Below are 13,780 nucleotides of genomic sequence, written 5' to 3'. Positions count from 1 at the left end.
TTCGCTTCCTGTAGAAGCGCGGCCATGAAAAAGATCGATGAAGAGGCGCTCGCCGAAGCCTATAACCGCGCTCTTGCGCTGGAAAAGGCTGGCGAGGTGGACGCGGCCGTCAAGGCCTATGAAGAGGTGCTGGCCCTCGACCCCGAGGATCACGGCGGCGCGGCCGTGCGCATTGCCGCCATGGGCCGCGGCGAGACGCCGGACAAGGCGCCTGATGCCTATGTCGAAACCCTGTTCGACCAGCATGCCGAGGTCTTCGAGGATGTGCTTGTCGAGCAGCTCGGCTATTCCGTGCCGATGATGGTGCGCCAGCGACTGCAGGCGCTCGGGGTCGGGCCCTTCCAGAAGATGCTCGATCTCGGCTGCGGCACGGGGCTGACCGGCGGCGCGCTGCGCGACATGGCGGCAGATATCACCGGCGTCGATCTCTCGGAAAACATGGTCGAGATCGCCCATGAAAAAGAGCTTTACGAGACGCTCTATGTGGCGGAGGCAGTCGATTATCTCGAAGACAATGATGACGGCCCCTTCGACCTGATCACCGCCACCGACGTCCTGCCCTATCTCGGCGGGCTCGAAGCGCTGTTCTTCGCCGCCGCCGAGGCCATGGCGCCCGGCGGCATCTTCGTCTTTTCCAGCGAGACCCTGCCTGAAGCCATACTCGCCGGCCGCCGCTTCATGGTCGGCCCGCACCAGCGCTTCGCCCATGCGGAAAACTATGTGCGCGAGCGGCTGGAGGCGACCGGATTCGAAGTTCTGGAGGTCAGCGAGATCACCGTGCGGATGGAGCAGGGCCAGCCGACGCCGGGCCATCTGGTGGTGGCGCGGTTCAAAGGCTGAGTCGAAGAGCCGGAACGGAAATCAGGAGAAAGCGCAGTCATGGCAAACGTCACCTTCATCGGCCTCGGGGTCATGGGCTTTCCCATGGCGGGACACTTGAAGACCAAGGGCGGGCATGAGGTCACGGTGTTCAACCGCACGCAAGCGCGGGCCGAAGCCTGGGTGGAGCGCTTTGGCGGGCGGATGGCGGAGACGCCGGCCAAGGCCGCCGAGGGTGCCGATTTCGTCTTCGCCTGTGTCGGCAATGATGACGATCTGCGCTCCGTCACCACAGGGGAAGGTGGCGCATTCGAAACGCTGAAATCCGGCGCGATCTTCATCGACAACACCACGGCCTCGGCCGAAGTGGCGCGGGAACTCGATGCGGCGGCACGCGATCGCGGTGCCCATTTCATCGATGCGCCCGTCTCCGGTGGCCAGGCCGGTGCCGAGAATGGCGCTCTTACCGTCATGTGCGGCGGCGAGCAGGCGGTATTCACACGGGCTGAGCCGGTCATCGCCGCTTATGCCCGCATGGTGGGTCTGATGGGTCCCGTCGGCAGCGGCCAGTTGACCAAGATGGTCAACCAAATCTGCATTGCCGGGCTGGTTCAGGGCCTGGCCGAAGGCCTGCATTTCGGCGCCGCTGCCGGGCTCGATATCGAGCGTGTCGTGGAGGTGATCTCCAAGGGCGCGGCCGGATCGTGGCAGATGGAGAACCGTCACAAGACGATGAAGGACGGACGCTACGATTTCGGCTTCGCGGTCGACTGGATGCGCAAGGATCTCGACATCGTCCTGTCGGAAGCGCGCCGCAACGGCGCTACCCTGCCCGTCACCGCACTGGTCGATCAATTCTATGGCGAGGTGCAGGCGATGGGCGGAGGCCGGTGGGACACATCTTCGCTGCTGGCGCGACTGGAGAAGGCGAAGAGGTAGGACGCACAACAGGAGAGCGTCGACATAGACGTTTCAGCTGGGTCGAAGTTGTTCCCCGTGACGGGCAAAAACGCGGCCGTGCAGGTCCGGGTACGCCTTCGCGACAACACACGCAAAACGCCGATAGAGAATGCTGGTCTCATGAAGCGCGGTTTGATCAAGTCGCCCGTCATGGAGCTCAAGCTTCTTGACAGGCACTTTGTCACTGTTGTCGAACAGCGCAGCGATATCGCATAACGGCTAAGCCTCCGCTAGATTTTTGAAGCAGATGTCGTAACGTCGCCGAATGGTTTCGGGGGGAATGTCATGTCCGCCAGCGGCAACACGTTGCGCAACGCGCAAAATATGCAGGTCGGCGCTGCTCAAAGCCACGAACAGCAAGAGAATGCTGTAGCGTAGCGTCCGCGCTTGACGAAGAACATTGAGAGACTAGTGACTGCTTAACGTTGTCTCGTAAACGATATCAACGCCGGCCAAAAAGGCTTCATCGAGACGGCGGATCGCTTGTCTTCCAGCCGCCATCGACTTTTGCTGAGGATTTTCCGGGTCAAGCCTACGCGCAATTTCGTCGGCATTGATGAATACGCCTGAAAAGCGCGCAATCTTGTAAAGCGAAGATTTGCCGGCGCCATTGGGACCGGCGAGAACCACGAGCTCAGGCCGATCATTCGGCAGCATGGTGTTCGGCGCACTCAGCGACCTCGTCGGTCCGTATTTCGCCTTTCACTGTCTCCTCAAAGATAACGCCGTCTTGGCCTGAACGCGCGTAGAAGACGGACGTGCCGCAGGCCGCCGCCTCTTGACGGGCTTGCGTAGCGACCTTGTCGAGCTGGGCTTCAAGTTCTCTCAAACAATCCAGCGCTTTCACGGTGCAATCCTTCAGCGTTCGCGCCGAGATCGGCCTGGTGGACAGGCAAAGCCAGCCACTGTGAATATAGGCTCGAAGATGGAAGACAGCAACGGTCTCTCAATCCTCCGCAGACTTGGCCTGCTCCAGGATCATGTAATCCAGCGGCAGCTGGGTCGTATATTTGATCTGTTCCATGGCGAATGCGGAGGAGACGTCGCGGATTTCGATCTTGGCGATCATGCGCTTATAGAAGGCGTCATAGGCAGCGATGTCGGGAACGACCACGCGAAGGAGATAGTCGATATCGCCGCTCATGCGGTAAAATTCGACCACCTCGGGAAATTCCACCATCACTTCGGAAAAGCGCTTCAGCCATTCGGTGGAATGGGAACTGGTGCGCACGGAGACGAAGACGGTAACCTTGGTATTGACCTTGCCCGGATCGAGAAGCGCGACACGGCCGCGGATCACGCCCTCCTCCTCCATCTTCTGGATGCGCCGCCAGCAGGGCGTCGTCGACAGGCCGACCTTCTTGGCAAGATCGGCCACGGCAAGGGTGGAATCTTCCTGCAGCAGGCGAAGGATCTTGCGGTCGAGGCGGTCCATGAAGCGGGTCCTTATGGCGCGGCCTTGTCCAGGCCGGGCAGAGCTTTGATCGGGTTCATCCGTCGGAATTCGGAATAATTTTCTTTCTATATCGATATACCGTCTAAAGGAAAGAAATAAATTTCAGATTTCACCAGGAGATCAGCGTCCGCACGCGCCGCTGAAGCTCCGGCACCAAGTCCGCTTCGAACCAGGGATTGCGCTTCAGCCAGGCACTGTTGCGCCAGCTCGGATGCGGCAGCGGCAGGATCGCAGGCAGTGAATTATGTCCTTGCGTCGCTGCGAGGATATCGCGCCATCCCGCCACCGTTTCGGTCATCGAGCTTTTCGGACCAAGATGATAGGCTTGGGCATAGGCGCCGATCGTCAGGATCAGCCGCACGCCGGGCATGGCGGCCAGCGCCTCGGCCCGCCAAGCGGGCGCGCATTCCTTGCGCGGCGGCAGATCGCCGCCATGCCGATCATGGCCGGGAAAGCAAAAGCCCATGGGGAGAATGGCGAAACGGTCGGGGTCGTAGAAGCGGTCGCGGTCGACCCCCAGCCATTGCCGGAGACGGTTGCCGGACGGGTCGTTGAAGGGCACGCCGCTATCATGGGCGCGGATCCCCGGTGCCTGGCTGGCAATCAGGATCGGCGCGCGTGCCGAGAGCACGAAGATCGGCCGGGGTTCATGCGGCAGGGCGCGCTCCGGCCCGCCAAGCGGCGCGTCGCGACAAAGGCGACAGCCTGCCATGCGAAGGGCGAGCGCGGCCGTGGCGAGCGGATCGCCGAGCGCAGGATTTGCGTGACCGTCAATCGCATCGATCTCACTGTTCCTCCTTATATCGCCTGACATGATATCGCCTAACATGATCCTTTCCATTCAGCGCGCTTCCTTTCATTGGCCGTTTGAGAAGGTAGCGCCGTCCAAATCCGATCAAGGGCATGGCAGGCGGATCGCACGAGGCCAGCCCGTGCTTTGCGCGCTTGACCAACATGGGATCAGCCGGCGTTGCGGCCTGTCTTGTCGAAGAGGGCGAAGAGCCGCTCCATCAAGGTCTCCAGTCCATCGGACAGTGCGTCGCCAAGAGCGCTGAAAACCGCATCGAGGGTCGCGCCCCAGGCTGTGCCGCCGTCCTTTTCCGCGCGCTGCCGGCGCCGCCAGTTTTCCGGCCGGTCGAAGCGGCTCGCCCAGATGCCGCGCTGCGCCGCACGGGCGCGGGCCTCTTCGGCGTGGTAATCGCCGTAAGCGACGGCAAGGCCGGCATCCACCATTGCGGCGTTCACGCTCGCCCCGCCTGCGGTGCAACGTCCGAGCAGGCGGCCGTAGCGATCCTTGCCCGATACCGCGCAGTGCAGCGGACCCGTGCCGACGCGTTGCGCCAGAAAGGCGCGCGCATCCTCGCCGCAGCCCCAGGACGGATCGTCCGGACGCGCGCAGGTCTGTTCGCGTTCCGGCGCATCGATGCCGGCAAGGCGAAGCCGTGCGCCACCCTTGAGAAAAGCGACGGTATCGCCGTCCACGACGCGGACGGCGCCGACCCGCTCGCTCTGCCCGCCGACCGGCGTGCCCCAATAGGCTGCGGCCAGAAACAGCAGCAGAAACAGGCCGAGCGTCAGCGCGAGATCGAAGGGAGAGAAGGCGCGCATGGGCGAGGCATCTTCTTAAGAATTGGTGTCTAGAGTGACCGACAAATACCCTGTCGCCTCCAGCACCTTTATCGATGTAATGCCTCAGACCGCCAGCGCCAACCCGGACAAGAACATTGTCGACCGAACGCGAACCCGCGGCAACCGGGCCGTGGCACGGGCGGTGCGCGCCACACGGGCACGGCTGCAGACCGGCCGGTTCAGCAGCGCGGCCTTCAACCGCGAGATGATGGGGCTGCATCTGGATGCCGTCATCCGCAACGCGCTGGGCGTGGCGCTGGCAATTCTGCTGGCCGGCGCGGTCGGCATGGCGCTGTCGAAGGATTTCGGTCTGGCCGGCTGGACGCTGATGGCGCTGAGCCTGCATGGCCTGGCGGTTCTCGCGGCATTGCGCGCCCGCGCACACGCAATTACGGAGGGCGACGTCGCCCCGCTGCGCCGCCGCTTCATCGTGCTTCAAGGACTTACGGGCGTCAGCTGGGCCCTCTTCACGCTGCAGGATTGCACTTCCTGCGGACCCGAGCTGTCAGACTATTATCAAGGCGGCGCGCTTCTCATCGGGCTTGCCGCCAGCGCCATGGGCAGCTTTCTGCTGCGGCCGGCCCTGATTGCCACTTTTCTGCCGGCAGTGGCCGTTCTCATCCTGCGTGCCGTGCAGAACCAGGAGCCCGGCGCCGCCGCCCTTGCCTGCGGCATCGCCGTCGCGCTGATCTTCCTGCTCGTCATGACCAACCGCATGCAGCAGGCCAATCTGCATATCCTATCGATCCAATCGGAAAAGGACGATCTGATCGCCGAGCTGGAAGTAGCGAAGTCCATGTCGGATGAGGCCCGCCGGCGGGCCGAGGATGCGAACCTGGCCAAATCCCGCTTTCTCGCCTCCATGTCACACGAGCTGCGCACGCCGCTCAATGCGATCCTTGGCTTTTCCGAGGTGATGCACACCGAGGTGCTCGGACCGCTCGAAAACCCAATCTACAAGGAATATGCGAAGGATATTCACCGCTCCGGCCAGCATCTGCTCAATCTGATCAATGAGATCCTCGACCTCTCGCGCATTGAGGCGGGGCGCTATGAGCTGCACGAGGAAGCGGTGCATCTTCTGGAGGTGGTGGAAGACTGCATCGGCATGGTGCAGCTGCGCGCTCGTGGAAAAGATCTGCGCATCCGCGAACAGGCGGAAGCCGGCATGCCGGCCGTCTGGGCGGATGAGAAGGCAATCCGCCAGGTAACGCTCAATCTTCTGTCCAACGCGGTCAAATTCACGCCGGCGGGCGGAGAGATCATCGTCAAGGTCGGCTGGACAGCCGGCGGTGGCCAATATGTCAGCATCCGTGACAATGGCCCCGGCATTCCAGAGGAGGAAATTCCGGTGGTGCTCTCGGCCTTCGGCCAGGGCTCCATCGCCATCAAGAGCGCCGAGCAGGGCACGGGCCTCGGCCTGCCGATCGTCCAGGCGCTTCTGGCCAAGCATGGCGGCGAATTCCTGCTGCGCTCCAAGCTGCGCGAAGGCACCGAAGCCATCGCCATCCTCCCATCCAAGCGCGTGCTGCAGAGCCTGCCAGCAGTGCGTCAGGCCAAGCCGGTCGAGCGCCGTCGCCGCTCCTTCGCCTGAAGCCTTTCGTGGGCTGGATAGGGCCCCATCTGCTCGTGCGAAACCGAAGGTCGGCCTTTAGACAGGCAGGAAATGCGAGATGAAGATCACATAGACGGCATAGGCTGAATTGGCGAGGATCAGGCAGAGGCAGGCCAGCGATCCAAGATCCTTGGCATTGCGCCCCATGTCGGAGATCTCCGGCGAGACCCGATCGACGATTTCCTCAATGGCGGTATTCAGCGCCTCGAAGGCGATCATCAGGAGGAAAAGCAGCACCATCGCCACATATTGAAACAGCGTGGCGCTGCTGATGACAAAGCCCACCATGGCCACGGCAAAGGCGATCAGCTCATGGCGGAAGGCCGCCTCGCCCAGCAGGCGCCGCGCGCCGCCGATGGAATAGCTTGCCGCCGCCAGAAGATGCGGGATCCCCTTCAGCTTATGGCCGGTGCGCTTTTTCGTCATGAGGTCCGGGCGGTCGATGGTCGTCAATCCTTGTCGCTCCGCGGCTGCCCCGGCATCCTTATCGAAAGCCGTCTGCTGGAAGGTTGCATCTGTCAGCGCCCGTCGATCGAATGCGTGTGCTTCCCCGCTGGGCACACCGCGCGGAACATGAGGCCCGCCCAGGCGCCGCTCTTCTTAGCGAGTCTTATCCGGCAAGGCAAAGCCGTCGCGCACCGCTTGATGAAACGTGATCATGGTCTTTTTCGGCCACGCGGCAAGCGGGACGCCGACGCATCAGCATTGCGACTTGGATGATCCGCCTGACGGCGAGCCAGCTCACGCGCTGAGCGCGATCTTGGTGACCGGTACATCGGCGGCATCGTCATCCATGCTGGGGATGATGGGCATGGCGGCGGCGATCGACGGCACCTGCGGCGGCCAGATCCGGTTTCCGCCAAGACGCTTGGCGGCATCGAGCGCGATGCCGGCATGGTCCAGCAGCGTGTCGATCGATGTGTTCGGCGCATCGGCCGCGGCCACGCCGAGACTGACGGTGACGGCCTGGCGCGGCCGCCATGCCTGTTGGGCCATGCGCAGGTTTTCCGGCGTACGGCGCACGGCGTCGGCCAAAGTGAAGACCTCGTCGATGGTCATATCGAGCGCGAGCAGCAGGAGCTTGTCGCTGCCATAGCGATAGAGCTTGACGCGCTCGCCGGTGAAGCGATGCAGCCCATGGGCCAGCGCGCGAAGGCATTGATCGGCGCGCGCATGGCCATGCTCCGCGTTGAAGCGGCGGAAATGGTCGATATCGACGATGATGGCGAAGATGCACTGCGGAATGGCACTCTGCCAGAAGGTGGCGACATCCGCCGTCAGGCCGTATCGATTGCGCAGACCGGTCAGCGCGTCGCGCTCGGCATCCTCGCGCAGTTCCTGGTGCTGCAGCCGACCCTGCCAGAAGATCAGGAATTCGCGCCGTTCAGCCCGTTCGAGAATATAGGCCGATATGGTGAGGCAGGCGACCATGAGCGAAAAGGACAGCCAGGTGACCGTATCGAAGGCGCCGCAAGCGAAAATCGCGGCGACCTGGGTGACATAGGCGACCAGAAGCGCACTCAACGCCCAGGCGAAGCGCACGCGAATGACGAGAACGAAATAGATCATCACCGCCACGGTGCCGACCTGATGGATCACCCTATAGGGGCTGTCACTGAAGATCATCACCAGCAGCGGCAGAAGCACGGCGAGAAGGAAGATGGCCGAGCACAGCATGTCGTGCAGGTCCGGCTGGCGCCACTTCACCCTGGCATAGGTCAGCGCTACACAGGCGGCTGTGAAGACAACACAGCGGGTGATGAACATGGCGGCGAATTGGTCGGACAGAAGCAGCGCATCCTTGACCAGCAGCAGGTCATAGCTGAGCATCGCCGTCAGGCACCAGCCCAGCGCATGGGCGACGCGCTTGTCGATATAGGCTTCCAGGAAGGCCTCCTCCAGCGCCGCGGAAAAACGCAGCCGCCAGGATCGGCGCGCCAGCGCCCGCTCGACAGTCTTGATCGTAATCCTCTGGCCTGTGGAATTCGGCATGGCCCCTGCTTTCATCCTGAAGAGGGAGGGCCCCTCCCTCCCCCATCGACGAGGCCCACCAAAGAGCCTTAACAAGATCATGCCGAACAAAGTTAAATGCGAAGTTGAGAACGCGGCAAAACTGTGACCGGCATCGATTTTCATCGAACGCGATCGCCACAACCAAACGGACGGGGAGCCAGAGCAAGGCAGACGCCTGCCCTGCCCTGACGAATATCAGGCCTGAGCGCCGCTGACGCCGGCCTGGGAAAAGGTGGCCATGCCGGAATAGCAGGCGGCGGCGGCCTTGACGACGCCGGCCGCCATGGCTGCGCCCGTCCCTTCACCAAGGCGCATGCCAAGGGCCAGCAGCGGCGTCTTGCCGAGTTTCTGGATCGCGGCAAGATGGCCGGGCTCGGCCGAGACATGGCCGATGAGGCAATGGTCGAGGGCAGCCGGGTTCACCGCCTGTAGAATGGCGCCGGCCGCCGTGGCGACATAGCCGTCGATGATCACCGGAACCTTCTGCATGCGGGCCGCCAGAATGGCCCCCGCCATGGCCGCAACCTCGCGCCCGCCGAGCCGGCGAAGCACCTCCAAGGGGTCGGCAAGGTGATCGCGATGCAGCGCCACGGCCTGTTCCACAGCTGCGACCTTGCGCGCCATGAGTTCGCCGGTCGAGCCGGTACCGGGGCCGACCCAATCAGCGGCGCTACCGCCATAAAGCGCCAGATTGATCGCGGCTGCGATCGTCGTGTTGCCGATGCCCATCTCGCCGACGCAAAGCAGATCGGTTCCACCGGCCAGCGCTTCCATGCCGAAGGCCATGGTGGCCGCGCAATCGCGCTCCGACAGGGCGGCTTCCTGCGTGATATCCCCGGTGGGATAATCGAGCGCGAGATCGAAGATCTTGAGGCCGAGATCATAGGCGACGCAGATCTGGTTGATGGCCGCGCCGCCTGCGGCGAAATTCTCCACCATCTGCGCGGTGACACTGGATGGATAGGGGGTGATGCCATGCTTCGTCACGCCGTGATTGCCGGCAAAGATCGCCACCAGCGGACGGGTGACCGCCGGTGCACGCCCGGTCCAAGCCGCGAGCCAGAAGGCGATTTCCTCCAGCCGGCCAAGCGCGCCCGGCGGCTTGGTCAGGTCCTGGTCGCGCGCCCGCGCGGCGGAAAGGGCCGCGCCATCCGGCCCCGGCAGGGCGCGCAGAAGCTCGCGAAAATCGTCGAAAGGCAGCCCGCTGGCACTCATATTACTCGTCCTTCTCGTTCGTCCGGCACCGGCATCTCCTTGCTCCTCCTCAGAGCCATGAGGAGAACAGGAGCAAGCGGCCCGTATCGCGGCGCTTTAGCCCATGCCGACCCGAATGGAAATTCCCTTTTCACGGCAGGCGCGCGCGCCGGAATGAATTTGACATCGCGAAGGGATTGGCCGTGATCTCGCGGACAAAGGTTTCACAATCGCAGGGATTCGCAGGCAAGCGCCTGACGGCCCTGAGCAAGGCGGTTTTTCACTATGTCTTTTTTCGACGACATCGCCCGCTCCATCGCCTTTCTAAGCCGCCTGCCCGTGGCGGACCGCTTCTTTGCCGGTCACGACGGCCGCATGGGGCGCACGGTGCGCGCCTTTCCCTTGGCCGGCGCCATTATCGCTGCGCCGGCGGCCATGTTGGCGGGGCTGCTGGCCGCCATACAGGCCCCGCCGCTCGTGACCATTTTCCTGGCCATGGCGCTGATGGCCTTGATCACTGGCGGCCTGCATGAAGATGGATTGGCGGATACGGCGGACGGGCTCGGCGGCGGACAGACGGCCGAGCGGGCGCTCGACATCATGAAGGACAGCCGCATCGGCAGCTATGGCGGGCTGGCGCTGATCTTCGTCCTGGGCCTGAGGATCGCAAGCCTCGCGGCCTTGATGGCGGTGCTGCCACCTTTGTCCTTGGTGATCACCATCATGCTCGCCGCCGGGATCAGCCGCTTCGCCATGCTCTATCATTGGCAGGCGCTCGGCCCCGCCAGGCCATCGGGCATAGCGGCCGGGGCAGGGCAGCCTGAAACAGAATCGGTGCGGATGGCCGCTGGCTTCGCATGTGCCGGCGCCGTTCTTCTGGCCCTGACCCCGCCATCGTCAGGCGCCGCCGTGCTCGCCCTCGTGCTTTGCGCCGCAACGGCCCATCTCTTCACCCGCTATATCCGCACCCGCCTCGGCGGCCATACCGGCGACACCATTGGCGCAACACAGCAACTCAGCGAGGCCGCGCTGCTCGCCGCACTGGCGCTTTCGCTGTAGCGGCGTCTGCAGAGAGAGAGCGGTCACGCAGTTGTGCTCGGGCCTTCGAGATTGCCGCGCGCTGCCTTATATGAAGTGCCATAGTCCCGCCTTCGAGGGAGTCTTAGATCGGTTGCGCGCGATAGAGCGGAGCTTGACCCGTTGGTGGTGGCAAGGCTCTCTGCGGCGCATCCCGTTCAGGAGGCCCTCGCCTCGCCAGGAAGTTCATCGCCTTGCATTCGCCCTGCATCCTCGTCTGTTCGATCGATCCGTCCACCGGCCTTTGTCTCGGCTGTGCCCGCACCCTGGAGGAAATCGGAGCCTGGTCCGGGCTTGACGATGCACAACGCGGTCGCATCATGGCGCAGCTGCCCGCGCGCCGGGACGCGGCGGGTCTTGTGCCGCCGCAGGTGGCGGGGCTGGAGGTTGCATCATGAAGCTGCGGGTGATCGGTCTTGCCATTCTCGGCTTCGGCCTGCTTGCTCTTCTCCTCAATCATCAAAGCGGCCAGACGCTCGGGCTCGGCAATGACGCCTTCGCGCGGCTGATCTCGCTTTCGGCGATCCTCACGCTGATCGGGGCCGGGCTCTGGCGCGGTCGCATGCAGTTCGGCCAGAATATGCAGCGCCTTTTGATCTGGCTGGTGATCCTGTTGGCGCTTGTGGTGGCTTATATCTATAGCGGCGATCTCAAGGGTTTTGGCCAGCGGCTTGCCGGCGGCATGATGCCCGGCTATGCCGCCGTCTTCACCGACAATGAGGGCTATCAGGAGGTCGTGCTCAGCAAGATGATGGACGGCCATTTCGAAGCCAATGTCGAGGTTGACGACAAGACGCTGCGCATGCTGGTCGATACCGGCGCCAGCGCCGTCACCCTGTCCTTCGAGGACGCGACACGGCTCGGACTTTCGCCTGATAGGCTGACCTTTTCGCGCCGTGTGCTGACCGCCAATGGCGAGGCAAGCGCCGCACCTATCACGCTCGATCGCATCGCCATCGGCCCGATCGAGCGCCAGCGCGTGGCCGCGCTTGTGGCCGAAAAAGGCCGGCTCGACCGCAGCCTGCTCGGCATGAGCTTCCTCTCGACACTCGACTTGCTGCAGATGAAGACCAACGAGCTTAGGCTCAGAGATTAGCCAGCGCCGAGGGAGGTGGGGCTACGCCGAGCCCCCTCACCCTTCCCTCTCCCACCAAGTGGGCACAGGAGGCTTTTGCCACAGAGATCTGTCGCATTCGAGGCAAGCGGCTGCTTCCATGTCTCTTCATGCCGACGGGGATAAGATGCCGGCAGGCAGATGAGAGCGCGGCCCGACAAATTACCGTCCCCGCCCTGTCGCCGTCTACTCCCGCAGCCGGTAACCCGTGCGAAAGATCCAGGTGACCAGCGCCGAGAGGATTGCGAGGAAGACGACGATGATGGCGAGGCTGATCATCGGATCGACCTCCGAGATCTCGTAGAAGGACCAGCGGAAGCCCGAGATCAGATAGAGCACCGGATTGGCATGGCTCACAGCCTGCCAGAAAGGCGGCAGCATCGAGATCGAATAAAAGCTGCCGCCGAGAAAGACGAGCGGCGGCACGACCAGCATGGGGATGAGGTTCAACTGCTCGAAATCCTTCGCCCAGATGCCGATGACGAAGCCCAGAAGCGAAAAGGTGATGGCGGTAAGCGCGAAGAACAGCGCCATCATCAGGGGATGAGCGATGCGGATATCGACGAAGAAGGAAGCCGTGGCCAGAATGATCAGGCCGATAATCATGCCTTTCGTCGCCGCCGCACCGACATAGCCGATCAGCACCTCGGCCATGGAGACGGGCGCGGAAAGCAGCTCGTAGATCGTGCCCGTAAACTTCGGAAAATAGATGCCGAAGGCGCCGTTGCTCACGCATTGGGTGAGCAATGTCAGCATGATCAGCCCGGGCGTGATGAAGGCGCCGTAGGGCACGCCGTCGATCTCCTGGATGCGCTGTCCGACTGCCGCGCCGAAGACGATGAAATAGAGCGAGGTGGAAATGACGGGCGAAACGACGCTTTGCAGCAGCGTGCGCCGCATCCGCGCCATCTCGAAAAGATAGATCGCCTTGATCGCCTGCCCGTTCATCGGCCCGCCTCCACCAGTTCCACGAAAATATCCTCCAGCGAGCTTTGCCGGGTCGAAATGTCCTTGAGCGTCAGGCCTGCTTCGGCAAGCGCCGCCAGAAGCGTGGTGATGCCGGTACGCGCGCCGGAGGCGTGATAATCGTAGATCAGCCGCCGCCCCTCCTCCTCCAGCCGGAGATTGAAGCCCGAAAGCTGCTCAGGAACCGCCGGGATCGGCTGGGCCAACTCGATCGCCAGTGTCTTGCGGCCGAGCTTTTTCATCAGCGCCGCCTTTTCTTCCAGAAGCAGCAGCTGGCCACCACTGACGACGCCGATCCTGTCGGCGATCTCCTCCGCCTCCTCGATGTAATGAGTGGTGAGGATGATCGTCACGCCGCTCTCGCGCAGCCGCTGCACCACCTTCCACATGTCCTTGCGCAGATTGACGTCGACGCCGGCGGTGGGCTCGTCCAGAAACAGAACGCGCGGCTCATGCGCCAGCGCCTTGGCGATCAGCACGCGCCGCTTCATGCCGCCCGAAAGCTCGCGCAGCTTGTTGTCCTTCTTGTCGTAGAGCGAAAGATCCTTCAGCACCCGTTCGATATGCGCGGGATTGGCCGCTTTGCCATGCAGCCCGCGCGAGAAGGACACGGTGTTCCAGACGGTCTCGAACTGATCGGTCGTCAGCTCCTGCGGCACCAGGCCGATGATCGCCCGCGTCTGGCGAAAATCCTTGACGACATCGAAACCGCCCACCAGCACCTTGCCACCGGAGGGGTTGACGATGCCGCAGATGATCGAGATCAACGTGGTCTTGCCCGCGCCATTGGGCCCGAGCAACGCGAGGATCTCGCCCTCTTCAATTGCAAGATCGATGCCCTTCAGCGCCTGAAAGCCATTGCCATAGGTCTTCACCAGGCCGGAGACGGAAACGATGGGGGGCATGGGGGGAATGTCCTTGGAAGCGGTCTGTCGCC

16 protein-coding genes are annotated in these 13,780 nt (G+C 63.1%); 6 read left to right on the top strand and 10 right to left on the bottom strand.

All coding sequences use genetic code 11. The features are described from left to right. Positions 1–24 precede the first annotated feature (24 nt). Positions 25–840 (top strand): class I SAM-dependent methyltransferase, encoded by an 816-nt coding sequence (locus BMX61_RS14945; protein ID WP_075626475.1) that lies wholly within the window; start codon positions 25–27, stop codon positions 838–840. Positions 841–879: 39 nt separating this feature from the next. Then, positions 880–1,758 (top strand): NAD(P)-dependent oxidoreductase, encoded by an 879-nt coding sequence (locus BMX61_RS14940; protein ID WP_075626476.1) that lies wholly within the window; start codon positions 880–882, stop codon positions 1,756–1,758. A gap of 429 nt (positions 1,759–2,187) precedes the next feature. On the opposite strand, the gene BMX61_RS14930 is transcribed toward BMX61_RS14940, so the two are convergent. From BMX61_RS14930 to BMX61_RS14910, 5 genes are all read right to left on the bottom strand, one after another. Beyond that, positions 2,188–2,436: an AAA family ATPase gene (locus BMX61_RS14930; RefSeq protein WP_075626478.1), complete on the bottom strand. Its 249-nt coding sequence runs from the start codon at positions 2,434–2,436 to the stop codon at positions 2,188–2,190. After that, positions 2,423–2,626, bottom strand: a complete 204-nt coding sequence (locus tag BMX61_RS14925; protein WP_075626479.1) for a hypothetical protein — start codon at positions 2,624–2,626, stop codon at positions 2,423–2,425. The genes BMX61_RS14930 and BMX61_RS14925 overlap by 14 nt, the downstream gene beginning before the upstream one ends. A 99-nt stretch (positions 2,627–2,725) precedes the next feature. Continuing rightward, positions 2,726–3,214 (bottom strand): Lrp/AsnC family transcriptional regulator, encoded by a 489-nt coding sequence (locus tag BMX61_RS14920; protein ID WP_075626480.1) that lies wholly within the window; start codon positions 3,212–3,214, stop codon positions 2,726–2,728. 130 nt (positions 3,215–3,344) lie between these two features. After that, complete coding sequence (locus BMX61_RS14915) at positions 3,345–3,947, bottom strand: uracil-DNA glycosylase family protein (RefSeq protein ID WP_075626575.1); 603 nt, start codon at positions 3,945–3,947, stop codon at positions 3,345–3,347. A gap of 248 nt (positions 3,948–4,195) precedes the next feature. Further along, positions 4,196–4,843: a thermonuclease family protein gene (locus BMX61_RS14910; protein WP_075626481.1), complete on the bottom strand. Its 648-nt coding sequence runs from the start codon at positions 4,841–4,843 to the stop codon at positions 4,196–4,198. A 79-nt stretch (positions 4,844–4,922) separates the two neighbouring features. Here BMX61_RS14910 and BMX61_RS14905 point away from each other — a divergent pair, with 79 nt between their 5' ends. Next, positions 4,923–6,458 carry a sensor histidine kinase gene (locus BMX61_RS14905; protein WP_075626576.1) on the top strand — a complete coding sequence of 512 codons (1,536 nt, stop codon included), beginning with the start codon at positions 4,923–4,925 and terminating at the stop codon, positions 6,456–6,458. Positions 6,459–6,515: 57 nt separating this feature from the next. Here BMX61_RS14905 and BMX61_RS14900 read toward each other — a convergent pair whose 3' ends face one another. The 3 genes from BMX61_RS14900 to cobT form a co-directional block, all read right to left on the bottom strand. Continuing rightward, on the bottom strand, positions 6,516–6,905 hold the full coding sequence (locus tag BMX61_RS14900; protein ID WP_092742813.1) for a diacylglycerol kinase: 390 nt from the start codon (positions 6,903–6,905) through the stop codon (positions 6,516–6,518). Between the two features lie 315 nt (positions 6,906–7,220). Then, the gene (locus BMX61_RS14895) at positions 7,221–8,471 is read right to left on the bottom strand and encodes a GGDEF domain-containing protein (RefSeq protein WP_075626482.1); all 1,251 of its coding nucleotides are present in this window, start codon (positions 8,469–8,471) and stop codon (positions 7,221–7,223) included. Between the two features lie 216 nt (positions 8,472–8,687). Continuing rightward, a complete protein-coding gene (gene cobT, locus BMX61_RS14890; protein ID WP_075626483.1) occupies positions 8,688–9,707 on the bottom strand; it encodes a nicotinate-nucleotide--dimethylbenzimidazole phosphoribosyltransferase in 1,020 nt (339 codons plus the stop codon). 264 nt (positions 9,708–9,971) lie between these two features. Here cobT and cobS point away from each other — a divergent pair, with 264 nt between their 5' ends. The 3 genes from cobS to BMX61_RS14875 all read left to right on the top strand — a co-directional run bounded on the left by cobS (position 9,972) and on the right by BMX61_RS14875 (position 11,859). Next, positions 9,972–10,745 carry an adenosylcobinamide-GDP ribazoletransferase gene (gene cobS, locus BMX61_RS14885; RefSeq protein WP_075626484.1) on the top strand — a complete coding sequence of 258 codons (774 nt, stop codon included), beginning with the start codon at positions 9,972–9,974 and terminating at the stop codon, positions 10,743–10,745. A gap of 212 nt (positions 10,746–10,957) precedes the next feature. Then, a complete protein-coding gene (locus tag BMX61_RS14880) occupies positions 10,958–11,161 on the top strand; it encodes a DUF1289 domain-containing protein (RefSeq protein ID WP_075626485.1) in 204 nt (67 codons plus the stop codon). After that, on the top strand, positions 11,158–11,859 hold the full coding sequence (locus BMX61_RS14875) for a retropepsin-like aspartic protease family protein (protein WP_075626486.1): 702 nt from the start codon (positions 11,158–11,160) through the stop codon (positions 11,857–11,859). The genes BMX61_RS14880 and BMX61_RS14875 overlap by 4 nt, the downstream gene beginning before the upstream one ends. A gap of 204 nt (positions 11,860–12,063) precedes the next feature. Here the strand turns inward: BMX61_RS14875 and BMX61_RS14870 are convergent, their stop codons facing one another. Next, positions 12,064–12,825 carry an ABC transporter permease gene (locus BMX61_RS14870; RefSeq protein WP_075626487.1) on the bottom strand — a complete coding sequence of 254 codons (762 nt, stop codon included), beginning with the start codon at positions 12,823–12,825 and terminating at the stop codon, positions 12,064–12,066. Next, a complete protein-coding gene (locus BMX61_RS14865) occupies positions 12,822–13,748 on the bottom strand; it encodes an ABC transporter ATP-binding protein (RefSeq protein WP_075626488.1) in 927 nt (308 codons plus the stop codon). Before BMX61_RS14865 ends, BMX61_RS14870 begins: the two co-directional genes overlap by 4 nt. Positions 13,749–13,780 lie beyond the last annotated feature (32 nt).

The sequence above is a fragment of the Xaviernesmea oryzae genome, assembly GCF_900109605.1.
Classification (GTDB): domain Bacteria; phylum Pseudomonadota; class Alphaproteobacteria; order Rhizobiales; family Rhizobiaceae; genus Xaviernesmea; species Xaviernesmea oryzae.
Note: the sequence above shows the minus strand (reverse complement) of the source record. Positions and strands in the feature narration are given on the sequence as shown.